21 protein-coding genes and 4 tRNA genes are annotated in these 19,103 nt (G+C 42.5%); 1 reads left to right on the top strand and 24 read right to left on the bottom strand.

Going from position 1 to position 19,103, the window contains the following annotated elements; genetic code table 11:
* Nucleotides 1-33: 33 nt before the first annotated feature.
* From HMPREF3057_RS05485 to tgt, 13 genes are all read right to left on the bottom strand, one after another.
* Complete coding sequence (locus HMPREF3057_RS05485; protein ID WP_049519113.1) at nucleotides 34-987, bottom strand: class I SAM-dependent methyltransferase; 954 nt, start codon at nucleotides 985-987, stop codon at nucleotides 34-36.
* Between the two features lie 58 nt (nucleotides 988-1,045).
* On the bottom strand, nucleotides 1,046-1,636 hold the full coding sequence (locus tag HMPREF3057_RS05480) for a class I SAM-dependent methyltransferase (RefSeq protein WP_070696780.1): 591 nt from the start codon (nucleotides 1,634-1,636) through the stop codon (nucleotides 1,046-1,048).
* Between the two features lie 32 nt (nucleotides 1,637-1,668).
* Nucleotides 1,669-2,082, bottom strand: coding sequence for a competence type IV pilus minor pilin ComGG (comGG, locus tag HMPREF3057_RS05475; protein WP_061588016.1), 414 nt, complete (start codon nucleotides 2,080-2,082; stop codon nucleotides 1,669-1,671).
* Complete coding sequence (gene comGF / locus HMPREF3057_RS05470; protein WP_070696779.1) at nucleotides 2,060-2,521, bottom strand: competence type IV pilus minor pilin ComGF; 462 nt, start codon at nucleotides 2,519-2,521, stop codon at nucleotides 2,060-2,062. Before comGF ends, comGG begins: the two co-directional genes overlap by 23 nt.
* The gene (gene comGE / locus HMPREF3057_RS05465) at nucleotides 2,484-2,786 is read right to left on the bottom strand and encodes a competence type IV pilus minor pilin ComGE (RefSeq protein WP_070696778.1); all 303 of its coding nucleotides are present in this window, start codon (nucleotides 2,784-2,786) and stop codon (nucleotides 2,484-2,486) included. Before comGE ends, comGF begins: the two co-directional genes overlap by 38 nt.
* Entirely contained in the window at nucleotides 2,749-3,183 is a 435-nt protein-coding gene (comGD, locus tag HMPREF3057_RS05460) for a competence type IV pilus minor pilin ComGD (RefSeq protein ID WP_070696776.1), read from the bottom strand. Before comGD ends, comGE begins: the two co-directional genes overlap by 38 nt.
* Nucleotides 3,146-3,469 (bottom strand): competence type IV pilus major pilin ComGC, encoded by a 324-nt coding sequence (comGC, locus tag HMPREF3057_RS05455; protein WP_000735798.1) that lies wholly within the window; start codon nucleotides 3,467-3,469, stop codon nucleotides 3,146-3,148. The genes comGD and comGC overlap by 38 nt, the downstream gene beginning before the upstream one ends.
* 1 nt (nucleotide 3,470) lies before the next feature.
* On the bottom strand, nucleotides 3,471-4,487 hold the full coding sequence (gene comGB / locus HMPREF3057_RS05450; RefSeq protein ID WP_161800908.1) for a competence type IV pilus assembly protein ComGB: 1,017 nt from the start codon (nucleotides 4,485-4,487) through the stop codon (nucleotides 3,471-3,473).
* Nucleotides 4,435-5,376, bottom strand: coding sequence for a competence type IV pilus ATPase ComGA (comGA, locus tag HMPREF3057_RS05445; RefSeq protein ID WP_000249583.1), 942 nt, complete (start codon nucleotides 5,374-5,376; stop codon nucleotides 4,435-4,437). Before comGA ends, comGB begins: the two co-directional genes overlap by 53 nt.
* A gap of 61 nt (nucleotides 5,377-5,437) precedes the next feature.
* Nucleotides 5,438-5,803, bottom strand: a complete 366-nt coding sequence (locus HMPREF3057_RS05440; RefSeq protein WP_000286399.1) for a DUF1033 family protein — start codon at nucleotides 5,801-5,803, stop codon at nucleotides 5,438-5,440.
* 157 nt (nucleotides 5,804-5,960) lie between these two features.
* A complete protein-coding gene (gene nagA / locus HMPREF3057_RS05435; protein WP_001134442.1) occupies nucleotides 5,961-7,112 on the bottom strand; it encodes an N-acetylglucosamine-6-phosphate deacetylase in 1,152 nt (383 codons plus the stop codon).
* Nucleotides 7,113-7,252: 140 nt separating this feature from the next.
* Complete coding sequence (locus HMPREF3057_RS05430; RefSeq protein WP_070696774.1) at nucleotides 7,253-9,070, bottom strand: acyltransferase family protein; 1,818 nt, start codon at nucleotides 9,068-9,070, stop codon at nucleotides 7,253-7,255.
* 133 nt (nucleotides 9,071-9,203) lie between these two features.
* The gene (tgt, locus tag HMPREF3057_RS05425; RefSeq protein ID WP_001285237.1) at nucleotides 9,204-10,346 is read right to left on the bottom strand and encodes a tRNA guanosine(34) transglycosylase Tgt; all 1,143 of its coding nucleotides are present in this window, start codon (nucleotides 10,344-10,346) and stop codon (nucleotides 9,204-9,206) included.
* Between the two features lie 116 nt (nucleotides 10,347-10,462).
* Between tgt and HMPREF3057_RS05420 the strand changes: the two genes are divergently transcribed.
* Nucleotides 10,463-11,320: a DUF975 family protein gene (locus HMPREF3057_RS05420; RefSeq protein WP_070696773.1), complete on the top strand. Its 858-nt coding sequence runs from the start codon at nucleotides 10,463-10,465 to the stop codon at nucleotides 11,318-11,320.
* 40 nt (nucleotides 11,321-11,360) lie between these two features.
* Here HMPREF3057_RS05420 and HMPREF3057_RS05415 read toward each other — a convergent pair whose 3' ends face one another.
* The 11 genes from HMPREF3057_RS05415 to HMPREF3057_RS05365 form a co-directional block, all read right to left on the bottom strand.
* Entirely contained in the window at nucleotides 11,361-11,723 is a 363-nt protein-coding gene (locus HMPREF3057_RS05415; RefSeq protein ID WP_070696771.1) for a DUF1304 domain-containing protein, read from the bottom strand.
* 10 nt (nucleotides 11,724-11,733) lie between these two features.
* Nucleotides 11,734-12,159: a MarR family winged helix-turn-helix transcriptional regulator gene (locus HMPREF3057_RS05410; RefSeq protein WP_070696769.1), complete on the bottom strand. Its 426-nt coding sequence runs from the start codon at nucleotides 12,157-12,159 to the stop codon at nucleotides 11,734-11,736.
* Between the two features lie 197 nt (nucleotides 12,160-12,356).
* The gene (locus HMPREF3057_RS05405) at nucleotides 12,357-13,568 is read right to left on the bottom strand and encodes a LysM peptidoglycan-binding domain-containing protein (RefSeq protein WP_070696768.1); all 1,212 of its coding nucleotides are present in this window, start codon (nucleotides 13,566-13,568) and stop codon (nucleotides 12,357-12,359) included.
* Between the two features lie 129 nt (nucleotides 13,569-13,697).
* On the bottom strand, nucleotides 13,698-14,354 hold the full coding sequence (locus HMPREF3057_RS05400) for an HAD family hydrolase (protein WP_049520638.1): 657 nt from the start codon (nucleotides 14,352-14,354) through the stop codon (nucleotides 13,698-13,700).
* A gap of 3 nt (nucleotides 14,355-14,357) precedes the next feature.
* Entirely contained in the window at nucleotides 14,358-15,638 is a 1,281-nt protein-coding gene (locus HMPREF3057_RS05395; RefSeq protein WP_070696766.1) for an MATE family efflux transporter, read from the bottom strand.
* 60 nt (nucleotides 15,639-15,698) lie between these two features.
* Nucleotides 15,699-17,183: a threonine synthase gene (gene thrC, locus HMPREF3057_RS05390; protein ID WP_070696764.1), complete on the bottom strand. Its 1,485-nt coding sequence runs from the start codon at nucleotides 17,181-17,183 to the stop codon at nucleotides 15,699-15,701.
* Nucleotides 17,184-17,257: 74 nt separating this feature from the next.
* A complete protein-coding gene (locus HMPREF3057_RS05385) occupies nucleotides 17,258-18,535 on the bottom strand; it encodes a glutamate-cysteine ligase family protein (RefSeq protein ID WP_070696761.1) in 1,278 nt (425 codons plus the stop codon).
* 183 nt (nucleotides 18,536-18,718) lie between these two features.
* Nucleotides 18,719-18,802: transfer RNA gene (locus HMPREF3057_RS05380), tRNA-Leu, on the bottom strand.
* A 9-nt stretch (nucleotides 18,803-18,811) separates the two neighbouring features.
* A tRNA-Gln gene (locus tag HMPREF3057_RS05375) sits at nucleotides 18,812-18,883 on the bottom strand.
* Between the two features lie 13 nt (nucleotides 18,884-18,896).
* Nucleotides 18,897-18,969, bottom strand: a tRNA-His gene (locus HMPREF3057_RS05370).
* 14 nt (nucleotides 18,970-18,983) lie between these two features.
* Nucleotides 18,984-19,054: transfer RNA gene (locus HMPREF3057_RS05365), tRNA-Trp, on the bottom strand.
* Between the last annotated feature and the right edge of the window lie 49 nt (nucleotides 19,055-19,103).

Here is a 19,103-nt window from a genome sequence, read left to right as displayed (position 1 = left end):
TAAGCGTTTTCATCTATTATAACAAAATCTCTTTTATATTTCAGTACCTTTGCTCCAATTTTGAAAATTTTCTTTAAAGGTCAACAAAACTGACGGATCTTGCAAGCTAGTAAGAGGGTAAACAAAGGGTTCTATTTCTTTATCTCTTTTCTTCTGTAAGACAAAAATACTTTTAGCTTGGCTTGCAGTTGAGAAAATATCCTCTGGCAGAGCGATGATGGCAGCCAGACTCACTTCGTCTTTGAGCCACCCTTTTAATAAGTCACTTTGAGGACTGGTCAATAAATCACTCGGAGCTAGAAAAATAGCATAGCCATCTGACTTAAGGTACTTGAGCCCTTGCTCCATCAGCAAATGATGGGCATAGGTATGCTCTTGACTAGAAGCCACTTGATAGCGCGAAGCGATGGCATCGTCTGGGTAATAGCCAACAGGCAAGTCGCTAATGACCACGTCGCTTTCCTTAAGCATTTGCGGACGAACCGCGTCGCCTTGAACAAAACCAGCCTGTAAACCAATCACATCTGCCATACTGGCTGCCAAATCAATCAGCAAGTCATCCACTTCGATTCCCAAGTAATCTACTTTTTTAGAGAGAGAAGTCAAGAAAGTAGCCCCCAAAATGCCCATACCAGAACCTATTTCGAGGATGCTAATTTCCTCTTGTTCAAACAACTCTTCCACAACAAGTACCAAGAGGAGGGCAATGGCATCTGGTGTAAACTGGTGATTGGCCTGTAAAGGTTCCGTTTGTCCTGCCTTCATCAAGAGAAACTGGTAGGTCTTGAGCCACTCTTCCTTGCGAAGCGCTAAGCGCTTAAGGGCTTGATTGTTCTCCTTGACCTGCTCCAGCTCTGTCTCGCCATCTAGGTAGATACTATTTTGCTCTACTAAGGCATCATAAAAGTTGGTCGCCAAATCACTTTGGATGACTTGGACATTCTCTAGTAAATACGTATAAGCTTGTTCTATTTTTTCAAAATCCATATTCCTATCTTATCAAAATTCCCCTATTTTTTCCATCTGAAGAGAAAAAATCACTGCTTTAGTCAGCGAGTGATTTTTGGGCTACTGTTAAAAAGAGTTCTGCGTAATTTCCGAGGAAAAGACCTTCAGCACTATAGAGAATCTGACTGCCAATGCTCGAAAAACCAAACTGGGCGAGCTTGGTTTCCAGTTCAGCTAAATCAAAACCATGGTGGTTGGTATCTGTCTTGACAAAATCAGCGATGAGAACTTGTCCATTCTCCCTAAGGTGATGGTAAAACATGGCAAGAGTTGCATCTAGATCAGGCATATGATGAAGAACCCGACTGACAACAATCAGGTCAAATTGTTGCTCTAAGGGATTCACCAGTAAATCCTGCTCCAAGAGTTGAAGATTCCTGATTTCTTGTTCCTTTGCTTTCAAACGGGCTTGCTCCAGCATCTTCTCCGAGATGTCTACAAGGGTAACCGACTGGGCTTGCTTAGCTAGAGGCAAGGCTAACAGACCCGTCCCACCACCAAAGTCCAGTATTGCCTTGTCTGGTAGAAAATCAATCTGTGCTTCAACTGCTTGACAAACCAAATTTGCAAGAAAGATATTTTTGGGCGAATCAAAGGTTTCTGCTTTGTGATTAAAATCGTGTTTCATGTTTTTAGTTTAGCACAAAGTAGTTGAATTGACTAGGAATTATCTTTCTTTTCAGGCTTTTCTTCTGATTTTTTCTTCCCTGCTTGATTGCTTGAATCAGTCGCTACCTCTTCCTTTTTAGCTGTTTTCTTTTCTTGGGTTTCCATCGGAGGAAAGAGAAATTCATAGTCTCCCTTATTCATACGAACACTTGTTGCAAAACCTGTTTTCGTATTGTGATACCTGACTTTTCCTAAGTTGAAGACTCGTTCCCCACTTTCTTGCTCAGCCTTATCCTTACTTCGCTTGGCCATGGCAAAAGCTGCCAACTTCTCTTTGTTTAGGGTATAGTCTTTGTGATGGGCGACTTGCCGGTTCAAATAAAACTGCAACAAAAGGCTAAAAATAGCTGCCATGGTAACTGCATATAAGAGAACGCCTGCCTTAACTTTTTGCTTTTTCCACACGATAGATGAACTCCCTTTCTAAGCCTTTTTGAAATTGGAAACGAAAGTGAATCAGTTGATTTTCCTCTGTGATTTGAGCTGATTTGAGGCCATAAACCATTGGCTGGTAACCTCGTCCACTGCTATCGGTCTTCCGAAAATCATCCGATTTAGATTTCCCTATAGAGATATCCTTACCATCCTGTTTCATGTAGAGGCGATTGCCTTCTACCTTTTCAAACTGCGAACGCTCTAACTCAGCTTCTAGCTGGTCTACAAACAGGAGCCATTCCTTTTGCTCGCTTTGTTGCTGGTAGCGAACTTCTGAAATAAGGAGCTGACTCATGGCTTGAAAGAGAAGCAAGCCACCGCTAATGACGATAAGGGCTAGCAGAGATTCCAAAAGAGTGAAAGCCCTTACCTTACTGCTCTTTAAGATCCAGCAATTTCTCTGAACCATGGTAGACCTCCAATCCTTTTTCACTAGCAAAGACCTGAATCTCCACTCCATTGATCTTCACTTGATTTTGACCCGTCTGCAAGGCCATCTTGGCTACTCGTAGAACTTCTTCTTTTTGCAAGATTTCTGCCTCTTCTTGTCTATTTTTCTGAATTTGCCCCAAAAGAAGGGTCGCAATGCTGGCAAACACAGCCAAAGCTACTACTGCTTCTAGTAAGATTACTGCCCTAATTTTTTGTTTCCTTAATGCGTTTAATTTTTCCATTTCCTAGATATAATTGATAGCGAATCGCTCCTTTGCTGGTTTGAAATTCAACCTTAGCCAGGGACGAATTGCCTCCAGCTCGGTCAAATATAATGCTTTGTCCTGAGGGTGCCTGAATTCCTTTAGGAACGGTCAAGTTTTGACTGCCATTGCTAATGGTCCGTCCGTCTAAGCTTAAACTTGTCTTTTGCTGACTAGCTACGCTGCGTTTTTGCGTTTCTCGGTAGAGTTCTTCAAACTCCATAAAGAAAATCTGCTCTTCTACCGCTGCAAAACTGGATTGAACAGAACCAGACAAGCCCAGGGCAAGGATACTCACAAGTCCCAAAACTAAGAGACTTTCCAGCATAGTAAAGGCCTTAATCTGCAACAGTTTGACTTGTTTTTTGTTTTGCATGGTAGTCTTTATAAGCTTTGGCTTGCTCAGCTGTGATACGGCCGTCCGCTTGTAATTTGCTGAGGCTGGCGTCATCATTTTTGTCCAAACGATAGAGTTCTGCCTGGCTTTCCACAACCTTGACAACAGCAGCTTTTCCTTTATCATCTACGGCATCCTTTTGCTTGGTCAAATTGGGCACAAAGAGCAAGAGGAGTACGCTGATGATAAGCAAGACGACTAACATTTCTACCAAAGTGAAAGCTTTAACCTTGGCTTTTTTTAAATTTGTCATGAGTTTTTTCATTTTAAAAATTTACCTCCATATTTTGATACATGGGCATGAGCATTGCCGCATAAAGTAAAACGATAATCAGGGCCACAAAGATAAAAACCAGTGGCTGTACTAAGTTCATGGTGCGGTTGACTCGGATAAAAAAGGATTCCCAAGTCTTTTCCGCGTAGATTTCCAACTCACTCCCCAGCTTGGACTTGACTTCCCCATACTCGATGATGAGACTCAACTCCTTCTTAAAGAAAGGATAGGTCGTTATGGTTTGAGAAAATTCGCGGCCATTTTGCAGGGCTTGAGCCAAATCTTGACCGATTTCTTTAAAGAGCTGAGAACCTTGTTCCTGCATGATCTGAAAAATTTGCGTCAGCTCCATCCCCTGTGAAATCATATTGCCCCATTCACGCGCGTAATAGGCCGTCAGATAGGTCTGGACAAAGATTCCTAGAAAGGGAACCCGTGCCAACATCGAGAAAACCCGCATCTTGGAACTTCTTTTGTAGAAAGTGAGGGCTAAAAGTAAAGATAGAGAGCAAACCAGCACTAGTCCCAGAAATATTTGTGGCAGATTGCCGATGATTTGAGTGGCAATATTGCTACTGTCCAGTTGGGGAAGTAGATAGTTTCTCAACCCCAGCATGATTAGCAGGAGAAATCCCAGCAAAATCAGGGGATAAGTCGCCACTTCGATTAACTTTTTCTTGACCTTGGCCAAATTATCCAGATATTCTTCTATCTTTCCCAAACTCAGGTGAAGATTTCCATGTACTTCAGCTAGAGATAATTGGGTCACAATGGCACTTGAAAAGCCCAAACTTTCCATCATTTCTGAAAAGGATTTCCCCTGAGACAATCCTTGGTGCATCTGGGCCACATAGTCCTTTTCCAGCAAGGCACTTCTGCCCAAAAAAGAAATAATTTCCACCAAATGAAAGCCACTGGAGAAGAGGTTGTTAAACAAAGTGATGATTTTCTTCTGCTTAGCTGTAGCTAATTTTTTCCGTTTCAGCCTGAAGACTTGTGATATGTCCATCTTTAAGAAGCTGCTCAATCTGTTCATTCCAGCTAGTTGGCTGGTGTTCCTGATAGTCTTTGTTTGCAAAGTCAACGATTCCTCCTCCCCCAATTAATCTCTGGTAGCAGACTCCTTGCAGAACAACTGCTAATTCCTCCTCCGTCACACCCAACTCCAGAAGGCGTTCATAAACACCTCGGATACTCTTGGCATGAATGGTTGAAAAAACTGTCGCCCCTGTCAAACTGGCTCTGACCACTGCACGCGCTGTCTCGCTATCCCGAATTTCACCAATAATCAAGAGGTCCGGACGATGCCGGAGAGACAGTTTGATCAGATTTTCATAGGTCAAGCCAATCGCTTCATTCAACTGCAACTGGAGCATGTCTTCCTGCTTGATCTCGACAGGATCTTCAATGGACATAACCTGTTGCCCTTTAAACAGAGACTTGGCCAATTCGTGCATCAAGGTCGTCTTGCCACTTCCGACTGGACCTGCAAATAGATAGAGTCCCCGTTGCCTGTACTGCTCACCCAGTTCGTTCATATCCTGAAACCAGAAATTCAGATCCTGCTCCTCATCGTGCAACAAACGAATGACCAAACTCTCATGCCCCCGATAATCTCCTACGGTAGACAAACGCAGAGAAGACTTCTTCTCCCCATGCTGATAGTCGCAAGAACCCAGCTGACTGCGCCTCTTCTCTCCTACGTTCATACCCGCCACAAACTTAAAATGACTAATCACAGCAGCTAAAACATCAAACTCATAGGAGTCAACGAGACACCGCTCGTCTCCAACCCGCATGTGAAGCTCGTAGGACTTTTCCTTGGGAATGAAATAGATATCCTGAGCCTTCTTTTCTTTCGCAGTAGCAATAATTTTCTGTGCAATTTCTTGTACCATACCGCCCTCCTTATCTAACTATTCGCAAAAAAATAAAAAAAGCAACTTAAAAAGTTACTTTTTATCTCCATTTCATACGGCAAGAACGGTGTTTTTCTTGACCTGTTTGTTTTTCGTAGCCTGGACGTAGCTTTTCATCGGGGATGACTTGCTCATCCTGTAAAAGTGCCAAAGAATGATACTGCTGCAAATACTCATCACACTCATCACACCAGCGTTGGTCGGCAGGATCCCAAAAAATAGTCATCAAATCACTCCGACTCTTATAAAGAGGATTCTTCTTTTCCAGCTCAAACCAGCATGATTTATAATATTTTAGAGCATCATAATACTTGTCAAAAGATTGACTCATGATGACATCTTCTTCCCAACCTTCTATGAACCACCACGGTTCAAAATCCCCATACATTTCTATAACACGATACATTCTTACTACTTCCTTTGTATCGTATATTATATCTAATTTTTTATTACAAGAAAAGGATTTTGCTTGTTTCCCCCATTAGAAACTTCTTTAAGAAGCCTGTTATTTTCATCTGATAATAAAAATAGGAGTCCTTTATTGACCCCTATTTTTTATCTTCTTAGGCTTGATAACGTTTCACACCATCTAGGTAGGTTGCTACCAATTCCAAATCTTTATCTAGTACGATAAAGTCAGCGTCATAACCTTCACGGATTTGACCACAGACATCATCGATGTGAACAGATTTTGCTGGGTTGAGGCTGGCCATCATGACTGCTTCATGCGGATTCGCAATTCCCCATTCGACCACATTCTTCAAACCATCTTTGAGTTTGAGGATAGAACCTGCCAAATTGCCTGTAGATTTGAGGCGAGCAGTTCCATTGGCAACTACTACCGGGAATTCTCCCAACATGTAATCTCCATCTTCCAAGCCACCAGCTGTCATACAGTCTGTGATAAGGGCGATATTTTCAGTTCCCTTTTGTTTGAGCAAGATATCACAGGCCTTTGGATCCACATGGTGACCGTCACAGATCAACTCTGCATAGGTATGTGGCAACTCATACATGGCTCCCACCATACCGAGCTCACGGTGAGTCAACCCACGCATTCCGTTGTAGGCATGTACCCAAACGCTTGCTCCAGCATCGACTGCTTTTTTAGCTTCATCAAAAGTCGCATTGGAGTGCCCAAGAGCAACAGTCACTCCTTCGCCTGTAATCGTACGAACAAAGTCTTCTACACCTTCGCGTTCTGGCGCAAGGGCAATTTTATTGAGCAAGCCATTAGCTGCTTTTTGCCAAGCACGAAACTCATCCATACGAGGGTCTTTCATATAGGCAGGGTTTTGAGCTCCTTTGTATTTCTCTGTGAAATATGGCCCTTCAAAATAAATCCCACGAATTTTCGCTCCACTTGCTTCCTGGTAACGAGCACCGATATTTTCAGTTACTGCGAGCAACTGCTCGTAAGAGGAAGTCAAGGTCGTTGGCAAGAAGCTGGTAACACCCGTGCTAAGCAATCCTTCACTCATGGTATGAAGGGTTCCTTCGATGTTATTGTCCATGACATCCACACCACCAAATCCATGAATATGGGTATCCACAAGCCCAGGGGCAATGCTATAACCTGTATAGTCAATCACCTCAGCTCCTTCAGGAATCTGTTCTACATGTTTGCCGAACTTGCCATCCACAAGTTCCAAGTAACCGCCACGACGAACTCCGTGTGGGTAGAAAAACTGATCCGCTTTAATATAATTAGGCATAATGATAACCTCCTTGATAGATTGATTCTAGAATTTATTATGTCAATTACATTATAAACCTTTCTTTTTCATTTGTAAATGGTATAGACCTATTTTCTAGAGATATTTTAAAAGAGCTGGATTTCTCCAACTCTTTAATTTTATTTTGATTTCACAGGCAGTTCTTGAGCAGCCTTAACAGCAACTGCGATCGTCTCTGCGTAAAGTTTAGCACCTTCTTCAATCATGTTGCTATCATTTCCAAAGTGGACTTGGTCGGTTCCAGCCCAGATTTCAGGGTGCTCCTTAGCAACCTTATTCCAGTCAGCGATGCTCACGTAAGGATTCTTTTCAGCTAATTCCCGTGCATAAGCCGCATACTGCTCCACTGATGCATAAGTGTCCTTGCTCTTGTCTCCCTCATAAGGTGTCACCAGTATCAGATGGTGTCCTTTCGGTAGATTGTTCACGATGCTGTCCAAATCATTCTTATAGCCTTCAGGATTATTGACTCCCGTTGCAATGACAACTGTTTTTAGCAGCGCCTTGTTCTGACTGTTATTGAGCATGATGTCATTGGCTTGCTTGGTCGTTCGACTAACCTGGGCATTGATATTCGCTTCAGGAAGTGCCTCTTGTAAGGCTGTATTGGCACGCAAGGCTACCGAATCTCCTATTAGGCTTGTTCCCTCAGAAATTCCTAGACGACTCAGTTCAGCTTGTTCAGCAAGAGTCTTTGTTTGTCCTATATTGGTCTGGGCTTGTTTGAAACCATTGACCATCAAGTCTGTCTCAAAAGCTCCAACTTGAGGAGCCACAGCTATGATAATCAAGCTAATCAAGGTAAGAATGCCAGCAGCACTAGCACTAATTGGTTTAATATGAGGCAATCGACTAATCTTCCGTATTAAAGGATTGGATTTACCGGCAATCAACGGCTCAATAATATAGAAGGATAGGATAGCAAAGAAATAAGAAAAGATGATTGTCAGAATAACAGCAGGCAGATTACTCATCAACTGAGAAAAGATAATATAAAAAGGCCAGTGGAAGAGATAAACCGCGTAGCTGGTATCCGCTAAAAATGTAATGATCCGAGGTTCTTGTATCTCAGGCGTTTTCTCATGCAAGACACGCGCAGCAAAAATCATGGTCACTGCCGCTAAACTTGCTAGCAAGAAGCCAAATAAGTACGCAAACAGGTAGGTGAACTTGACAAAGAAAGTCAAGAGCACTAGCACCAAAAGCCCCGCAATAAACACCAGTAGATTTTGACGAAGGCCCCACATCCGGTCAAACTGCTTGACTAAATCGCTCGTCTGACGAACCCCCACAACTGTCGCCAAAATGCTTCCTAAAAAGAAGGGATAAACATGGGTTAAACTTGAAAAGTAGACAGATGAATAGGAACTAGCCATTAGACTACCAATAAACATGGAGAAAAAGCTAATGATAAAAGCTCCAGCAGAAAGGAGAAAGACCATCCCTCTCAATTGACTACTAGATTTTGAACGTTTCGATAAGAACCAAACCGCTAAGCCCCAAAGGATATAGTAGTGAACCTCAACAGCTAGGCTCCAGTTGTGAACAAAGAGATGCGGAATGAACTGGGATTCATAACTTCCCCCTGTTAACATTTCGTAGAAGTTGGTCATAAAACCGAGAACTCCAGCAACCTGGCCACCAATTCCAGCAACGTAGTCTTGACGAACCAAGAAAGTAAAAGGCATGGTCACCAAAACCATCAGCACCACAGGTGGCACGATGCGGTAAAACCGTCTCTTAAAAAAGGCCAGCAAATCGATCTGGCGTGCCTTCCCAAATTCTTCTAAAAGGAGGGAGGTGATCAAAAATCCTGAAAAAGTGAAAAAGACATCTACCCCAAAGAATCCTCCAGGAAAGATCGTTTGAAAGAAGTGGTACAAAAGCACCAAAAGTAAACCTGTAATCCTAATCAAGGAAAACCATTTAATACGCATACGAGTCTATTCTCCATTAAATTAGGAAGCAAAACACCACCTAATTTCCATTCCATTATACTCCCTATTCTATCAAAAAAATAGGAAAAATCCTAAGAGAAAACTTATGATTTTGGCATTCTATTTTTACACTTTAGAAATTGCGCCCTGACTTGTTGTAGCCATATTTTTCTACAAAATACTCACGAAATTCCAAGAGATTGTCATCCATGATGGCTTGGCGGACCTGCTTCATCAGATTGAGCAAGAAGTAGAGATTGTGGTAACTAGTCAAGCGGATACCGAAGGTTTCATCAGCCTTGAGCAAGTGACGAAGGTAGGCGCGTGTGTAGTTCTTACATGTGTAGCAATCACACTCAGGATCCAGTGGCGTAAAGTCTTCAGCGAATTGGGCATTTTTGACAACCAAACGACCTTGGCTGGTCATACAAGTCCCATTACGAGCGATACGAGTTGGCAAGACGCAGTCAAACATATCCACACCACGAATAACCCCATCAATCAAGCTATCTGGCGCTCCCACACCCATCAAATAGCGAGGTTTGTTTTCAGGAAGAAGTTGGGTTGTGAAGTCCAAGACTGCATTCATCTCTTCGTGGGTTTCTCCTACTGCCAAACCACCGATAGAGTAGCCAGGGAAATCCATGCTGACAAGGTCATGAGCTGACTGACGGCGAAGATCTTCAAAGCCTGCTCCCTGTACAATTCCAAACAAACCTTGGTCATGCGGACGACGATGAGCCTTCAAACCACGCTCAGCCCAACGACTGGTACGTTCGATTGATTTCTTAACGTAATCATAGGGTTGGTAAAACTGAGGACATTCGTCAAAGGACATCATGATGTCTGAGCCTAGATTATTCTGAATAGAGATGGCCTTTTCTGGTGATAGGAACATCTTGGAACCATTGAGATGGTTTTTAAAGGTTACTCCTTCTTCGGTGATATTTCGGCTATCTGCTAGGGAATAAACCTGGAAGCCACCACTATCTGTCAAAATTGGTTGGTCCCAGTTCATAAATTTGTGGAGACCACCTGCGCGTGCGATGAGTTCATCTCCAGGGCGAAGCCAGAGATGATAGGTATTAGAGAGGATAATCCCTGATCCCATCTCCTTCAACTCCTCTGGTGACTGGGTTTTTACAGTAGCTTGGGTCCCAACTGGCATAAACATAGGTGTCGGGAAGGTACCGTGCGGGGTGATGATTTCTCCCAGACGAGCTCCCGTGTGTTTCTCTTTCTTAATCAAACGGTATTTGATTGGTGAATCTGACATTTTTTACCTCCGAAGCTGGGAAAAACAGTCCCAGTTCATACTTTGTGCCCAAAGGCATACTGTATGATTTTATCAAAAAAACTAGGAACTGTCACGAACTATGGTATAATGAGAGAATGAAATACCCAAAAATTGATTTAAAAACCATTCGTCTGCAGACGAGGCAGTTTCAGGCTGAAAATCCCCGCCTCTTTCTCGTCTATCTCTTACCTAGTATGCTGGTCATCTTGTCAGGCTTTCTCAACCCCTTGGCTCGTCTCCAAGAAAGTGTTTTAGAGCAATCCTTTTTCAGCATGCTAGCACAAGTGCTCCAAGCCTATCTCTTCCCGCTAGTGGTTTCTTTTGTGAGCACGATTTTTCTAGCAGGTGCTGCCTTTACGACACTCCGACTCCTCAAGGATCCTGATACAGAACTCTCAGTAAAATCAAGCCTGGCCCTCTTTGCTGCAGAGCGCTTCTCGCAAACCTTCCTAACTCTGCTCCTCAAACGTTTCTACCTCTTTTTATGGAGCATTCCAAACTTAGTAGGCGTTTATTTTCTCTTTTATAGCAATCTCTTGGCTCGGAGATTTGTCGCCCTACATCCTGAATTTCCAAAATTAGACCTCTCATCCCTTGAAACAGAGCAGTTCCTTATGACCTTTGGCCTCTACTTTTTCGCGAGTCTCATCTTGATGATTGTAGGGAACATCCTCTACGTTCCACAACATTATGCCTACTCGCAGGTAGAATTCCTCCTCTGCGACACTCTGGATTTAGGACAGGCTAAACCCCGTCAAATCCTGAAAACCAGCCGTTTCTTGATGAAGGGTTACAAATTTCAACGCTTTGTTCTCGATCTACAACTACTCCCTTGGTACTTCCTTAACTGGATTACTTTTGGAATTGCTAGTTTTTCACTCCTTCCCTATATCCAAAACAATCATATCTTCTTTTACAGAGCCCTACTAGCCCGTAAACGTCGAAATGGATAAGAGTCTACAAAAACCAGCGTCGTTCAGGACGCTGGTTTTCTTATTTCAAAAGTAACATACTCAGCAGAGCCAAAATAGCAGGCCCACCTTGCTTCAGAATAATCTTCTTGTCTGCTGTCAGAGAACCGTAGGTCGCTGCACCAAGCACAAATAAAACAAAGATGGTCACAATTTCCAAGCTTTGCGAAAAATAAATCCCGTACAAGAGAAAGACACCTATCAAAGCATTATAAATTCCTTGATTTTTAAATAATGAACTCACTGAAGAACGAGCCAGTTCTTCCTTATCCACATTAAACACTCTACTAGTAGTGTCTGATTGCGTAGCCACACTTTCCAAATAAAAAATGTAAAAATGCTCCAAAGCAACGATAGTTGCTAAAATAATTGTAAAAATAGACATATTCTTCTCCTTAAATTTTTATCTCTTCTAAGCCAGATATCAACTTTTCTAACAAGCGACTGAACTCTTCTCGCTCCCCTTTTGTAAGTACACTCTCCATCTGATTTTTTACGTTTATATGTTGTTGAGGAGAGTTGATTACTAGTTGTTCTCTCGCAAAGTCTGTGACTTCCACCAAAACCTCCCTCTGGTTTTCAGGATTCCGACGTCGATTAACCAAACCTCCCTTTTCCAAAATTTTAAAGTGCCGTGTCAAGGCAGCCTGATCAATCTTCAATCTATCCTGAACTGCTATTTGATTACACGGTGACTGATTGATTAAGAAACATAAGATTTGATAACGAGTCAGACTAATTCCCAATTGGCGTTCAAATAGTTGTGTCATAGACTGATCTGCTAATCGTAGTTGATACAGTAAATCATGGATTGCTACCATAAATCTTTCTCCTTTAAAGTTGATTTATCAACGATTGACTTATCAAGTATAATGCAATCCAAAAAACAAATCAAGTAATATGCTTACACTCTCTTGAAATATTACTCACTTACCCATATTTGTCCCTTTTATCCTAAAGAAATGACACACAAAAAAGAAGCGGGAACTCAATCAGTTCCCAACTTCCATTTTAATGATTAGTTCATTGAAACGTGAACGTGGTCATAGTGGTTTTCGGTTACGCTACCACGGTCTGGCATTGGATTCCACGTATAGGCTGGTCCATATTTACTATCATATGGAGCGTAGAAACGTTGTTTCCAGATGATATAGTTGATACCACGGCTAGCCATATTTTTGACTGCATATTCCGCGATTTGATCACCAAGTGCTGAACTCACTGGAACCATAAAGTCGATGGCCAAACCTTTCCCATGGTCGCCACTGTCTCCAGGACGGTAACCACTAAAGGATGTGATGCCAAACAAGTTGGCGATTTCTTCTTTAAAGGCTGCCGTTTGCGGTTGAAGACCAGCATTCTCAGACTTAGCTACAGCAAGTCCTGCATAGTCAGGAGCCGCTGGGGCTGAATATGTTCTTGAAGGAGTTTGGCTTTGCTCTGCTTGATAAGTCGAAGTTGCAGTGTCAGAAGTTGCTGTTGATGCTGCTTCTTCTGTTGCACTTGTTCCTGTTGTATTAGCAGGCGTTTCAGTTGCTGGAGCAGCTGCTACTGGGGCTTCTGCTGAAGTCGTTGCTGCCGTTTCTTCGGTAGCTGGAGTCGCTGATTGAGGAGCTTCTTCTTCAACTGGGCGAGTTGTTTCTGCTACTGGTGCTTCCGCTGAAGTCGTTTCAGCTGTTTCTTCAGCTACAGGTGTTTCTGTAGATGGTGTCTCTTCAGCAACTGTCGCTGTCTCAGAAACTTCTGAACTTGGCGCTGCTTCTGCTGGTTTTTCAGTCTCTGTTGCAGTTGGAGCTTCCTCAATTGGTTGAGAAAGGTCTTCTACTTGAACTGTTTGTTCATCGACTGTTACTTGATTCGTCGTCAAATCAGCTGTTGCAGTCGTCACTTCTTCACTAGCATCTGCTTGAGGAGCTTGGATTTCAACTTCCGTTACCTCTTCTGCCTCATTGACAGTTGTAGTGAGGACAGTATCTGGGAAAATCAAGTCCATATTGGTAATTTTGTTCAAATTAGCAAGAACCGTTACATCTACTCCCAAAGCTTCTGCAATCGTGCTCAGGGTATCACCATACTGAACTGTATAGCTGTTTTTGTTCTCGTTTTTCGTCACATCATTTTGGATTTGCTCAACGCTACGTGCTGTCCAAGAGATTTCTTGAGCTTTAGCTCCTAATGCGGGAGCAAGAGACAAGGCTACTGTTGAGGCTAAAATTATTCTTTTCTTCATTCGTTCATATTCCTTTCAAATGAGTACCTGTCTATCATAACACAAAAAAAGCAGAAAAAAAGCCCTCTCGGGCCTATTTAACAGAACTGTCTATTCCTTGTAACAAACTCGATTACTTGAAATAGTTTGTTAGGTTTCTGTCACAAAACTGACACAATCTTCTCGTCCCCAATCCTCAAAAATATGAGGAATATCTGCTAACTCTTGAATCATGTGATTCCCTTCATAAGACGACTCTAAAAAATTGATGCTTTGAAGGCCGCTATTCTGAGCAAATTCCACATCCAAAGTCCGGTCTCCTATATAGTAGGTGTTCTCAGGATCCAACTCATACTTGTCTAGCAGATAGGTCGCCGCTTCTGGACTGGGCTTGCGCGCAAAGCCACTCTGACTGGTTAAAATCTCTTTGAAATAGGATTCCAACCCCAAGTCTCTTAAAATAGTAAGCGCATTGTCTCCCTTATGAGTATAGACAAACTGCTGAATCCCTGCTTCGTCTGCCCAAGCCAAAACTTCACGCGCACCTGGCATCAAAACTACCTGGGCATTTTTCTCAGACAGGCTCTGAGCACGCACCTGGTTGAGCACTTCCGCATCCAGGTTTCTCTCTTCAGCCACCTGCTCCAGCAAATCCTGCACAGAAAACTTGAGGATAAACTCTCTCATTTTTTCCTTATCATAAGGAATAGAAAATTGAGCAAAGGTCTCCTCAATCCCTGACAAAATCGCTTCGTAAGAGTCCAATAAAGTCCCGTCTAAATCCCAAATAAAAGCTGTTTTTTGCATCTCCTATCCTTTCAAGCTCATATAACGCTGGTAACGGTAATGTAGAAATAACCAACGGAAACCATTATCCAAGAGAGTCCCTGTCCAAATACCAGGCAACCCCCAACCAAGAACAATACCCATAAGATAGGCTGTCCCTATACGGATACACCACATCCCAATACTTGTCGCATAAAAGGGGAGGCGAGCATTTCCCAATCCCTGCCAAACTGCCGTATATATAACTGTCCCTGTCGCCATGGGGGTTCCTAGTAGAGAGAACAGTGCCACCAAAACGCTCGCTTCAACCGCTACAGGATCGGTCGTATAGAGATGAGTCAATGGTGTCCCCAAGGCATAGATACTGAGAGTTAAGGGCAACATGAGAAGCAGGGAAAGCCAAAAGGTTTGCTTGCTCAAATCATCTACTCTTTCCCAGTTATCCTCTCCAACTGCTCGAGCTACCTGCATGACTGTTGCCGTAGCGACGCCAAAGGCAGGCATATAGTTAAACTGGGTCAAGACTTCTCCGACTGCATTTCCAGCTACTGCCTCCGTTCCAAAAGATACAACTAAGGCAATGATGACGACATCTCCAGCTCGCATCATGAGACGTTCTCCTGCCGCTGGCAAAGCCAAAGTCAATAGTTCCTTATCTAAACCAAAAGTCGGTTTCTCAAAAGGCAGCTTTAATTGTGACCACAAAATCACAAGACCGACTAAGCGAGACAAGATAGTCCCCCAAGCAACACCCGCTATGCCCATATCAAGGACAAAAATAGCTAGACTTGAAAAAATAATATTCAAGGCATTGGATAAAAGACTAACATAGAGAGGCAGACGCGGATTATGCGTTGCACGAATCAAGGCACCTAGACTCGTCATCAAGCCCAAGAGAACAATCGATCCGCCTACCAAAGATAGGTAGAGTCCACCACTCTCGGCCACATCCTGCTCAGTTCCCAAGAGCCCTATCATCTCTTGCCCAGCAAAGATGGATAAGGCCCCTAAAAGCAAACTTAGTAGTAAGGTAATCTTCAGCGCTTCAGTCACATGATAAGCTAGCTTCGACTGATCTTTCTGCCCCAAACTTTTTGAAATAACGCTGGAAATAGCAGCTCCCAGAGCGATAAAAATCGCCTGGTAAATGGTGATAATATTGCCAGCAACTGAAACACCCGAAATAGCGATTAAGCCCAAGTGAGCGACCAAGTAACTGTCCACCATTCCCATGAGCATCTGCAAAAAGTTTTCACCCATAGCTGGCAATGCAATATTAAGAATGTCTCTATTTTTCTTAAACAATCCTTCCTCCTGATGAAAAGAAACTCAGTTGGTTTCCCAACCGAGTTTACTCCCTCTGTCTTAAAGTCCTAGATAAGCCTCAACCGCTGCTTGCATGTCAGCAGCTGCCACTGTTGTTTTATGACGAACTGGAGCTGTTTCAAGGCCATCAACCGCTGGTGGCACTGCCACTCCTGAAATGTCATGTAATTGAGCCAAAGCTTCAAAGTCAGTCAAGCCAACCTTCCCAGTTACCGCTTCTACTGCAACCACTGGGAACTTGTATGGACTAGCTGTTGAAGCAATCACTGTCTTAGTCGCATCGCCAGTAGCCACTTGGTATTTTCTATAAACAGCTGAGGCAACCGCCGTATGTGGATCCTCGATGTAGGCATCTGTTTGATAAACACGCTTGATTTCTGCCGCAGTTTCTTTCTCAGTCGCATATTCAGCTGCAAAGAGTTCCAGGATCGCTGTATCAAAGTCTGTCAATTCATATTGTCCTTGTGTACTCAAGGCATTCATGAGTTCAGTTGTCTTAACCGCATCATTCCCCAAAAGATGGAAAATCAAACGCTCCAAGTTTGAAGATACAAGGATATCCATAGATGGACTAGTTGTTACTTTAAACTCACGTTTCTTGTCATAGACACGGGTTTTAAAGAAATCTGTCAAGACATTGTTATCATTTGAAGCACAGATCAATTTGCCAACTGGCAGACCAATTTGTTTAGCATAAAAGGCAGCCAAGATATTTCCAAAGTTTCCTGTTGGTACTGTGAAGTTGACTTTTTCACCTGCCACAATCTCACCAGTCTTAACCAACTGAGCGTAGGCATAGACATAATAAACGACCTGAGGTACCAAACGACCAATGTTCATAGAGTTAGCTGATGAAAACTGTAGCTTATTAGCAAGCAATTTTTCACGAAGTTCCACATCATTAAACATGTGCTTCACGTTTGTTTGCGCATCGTCAAAGTTTCCATCAATGGCTACAACATGGGTATTGTCTCCAGTTTGAGTGGTCATTTGTAACTCTTGTACCTTGCTGACACCATCCTTTGGATAAAAAACGATAATCTCAGTTCCAGGCACATCGGCAAACCCTGCCATAGCAGCTTTTCCAGTATCACCAGATGTCGCTGTCAAAATGACAATCTTGTTCTCTAAACCATGCTTTTTAGCGGCTGTCGTCATAAAGTATGGCAAGATAGACAAGGCCATATCCTTAAAGGCAATCGTTGAACCATGGAACAATTCCAAGTTGTATTGCCCATCCAGTTTCACCAATGGCGCAATAGCTGGAGTATCAAACTTGCTATCGTAGGCATTGTTGATACAGTAGTCCAACTCCTCAGCCGTAAAGTCATCTAAAAAGGCTGATAAAACTAATTTAGCCACTTCTTGGTAAGAAGCATCTTTTAATGTGTCAAAGTCCAAATCCACCTTTGGATAAGTAAGTGGTGTAAACAGACCACCATCCGTCGCCAAACCTTGCAAAATAGCTTGGCTAGCAGTTACTCTATTATTCGCATCACGCGTTGATTGATAAACTAATGTCATAATCTCTATCCTTTATCTATAGTCCATTCCATTATATCATGATTTTTCAGAAAATTCTCCCTTTATAAGAGAAATTATAATCCCAATTCTTTCTTCAAAGGCTCTAAATAAATCATTTCTTGCTTATCTCTTTTCTCCAAACCTTCCTCAGCTAGAGTGAGTAAATCTTTAGAAAACTCGAGAACCGCAGCTTCTTCTTCATCTGTGAGTTGTTTTTTAGAAAATTGTCGTCTTAAAAGCTTATAATCACGACCAGCTGTGGTAAAAAATGAAGCAGTTCGCAAGTAAGCTTCAAGCTTGTCTAAATGAACCAACAAGCCCAAATGAAAGGCAGCAGAAGCAAAGGTCCTATCAAGCGGCTGAGTACAAACACTGCGAAACTCAACTGTTCCTCGAGTCGTTAAGTCTTGGTACTGGTAACTACGATGAGTTTGGAAATCTTCCTCCTGAGGATGAATTAACACCTCATCCCCATTAAGGGTAAATGCTTGGATTTCAGGTGTAGCCAAATAGTCCCTAGCCTGAATCGGATAAAAATAATAGGTCTGCCCATCACGCTCCGAAGTAAAAATCGCAGAATGATTTAGATAGTCAAAAAAATCATCCTCATCTTTAAATAGTCTAGTATTAACACCTACATTCTCTGGATAGATACCATGCATGGATTCTTCCCAAAAAATATCTCTCGAAATTTTGGTATCCCAATCTGCCCCTGAAAACTTAGAATTGGCAAACAAATAAGCTTTAGCTGCTTCAATTTGAGTAAAAACATTGATAACACGCAGGTAGTTGGACCTTGAAACGTCTAGTTGAACCTGACTTCCACAGATAAAGGCACCATACTCAGGGAAATGATGTAAATCTGATTTAGTTACATTTCTACTCAAATTCAGATAATCCATCAACATCTGATAGCGGGGATAAGCCACTGGACAATTCTCATTTTTATCCCAGTTGGGATGAATGCCGCAGCCAACAATAGCATGGTTAGCTTCACCCAACTTATTCTGAATCGTAGCCATATAGAAGTTAAAGCGTTCTTCTACCTCTTGGATAGATTCGGCCTTTCCGAATGCAAACTCAATCGTCGTATAAGCAACCTCAAACAAGATCGTATCTTGGCTGACTGGATCAAGCAACTGAATTGGATTCCCAAAATCATCCACTTTTTCGATAGTGAAGCCCAATACTGATGGTAAATACCGAAAGAGATCCTTAACAACTTCACCATCTGTAGCTTCACCCTCTAAATTTACAATAGGATATTCTAACTCAATCCCAATAAATAAATCTGGGTTCTCTTTTATATTCTTTAAGTAACGTTTCTTTAGTAATTCAACAGACCGAGACATTAATCACCAAACTCTTTCATAATCAAAATAAATTGTGAATAAGTAATATTATACCAAAAATACATTAAAAATGATTAGAATAAGAAGAAAAAGATGATTCATCAGTTATCTGTACTTAAAGAAAAATATCAAAATCTTCACCAAATCAAAAAACAAGGTCCGAAAACCTTGTCTTTATTACTATACCGGCGGCCGGGGTCGAACCGGCACGTCCTTGCGGACACTGGATTTTGAGTCCAGCGCGTCTGCCAATTCCGCCACGCCGGCAAATAGTAACTGGGGTAGCTGGATTCGAACCAACGCATGAGGGAGTCAAAGTCCCTTGCCTTACCGCTTGGCTATACCCCAATAATATAAAATAGGCGAGTGATGGGGATCGAACCCACGCATGCCAGAGCCACAATCTGGTGTGTTAACCACTTCACCACACCCGCCATAATCATATTAACACGGGCAGTAGGAATTGAACCCACACTGAAGGTTTTGGAGACCTTAGTTCTACCTTTAAACTATGCCCGTAACTAAAGTAATGGAAGGGGAGGGATTCGAACCCCCGAACCCGAAGGAG

The sequence above is a fragment of the Streptococcus sp. HMSC072D05 genome, assembly GCF_001815805.1.
GTDB lineage: Bacteria > Bacillota > Bacilli > Lactobacillales > Streptococcaceae > Streptococcus.
Note: the sequence above shows the minus strand (reverse complement) of the source record. Positions and strands in the feature narration are given on the sequence as shown.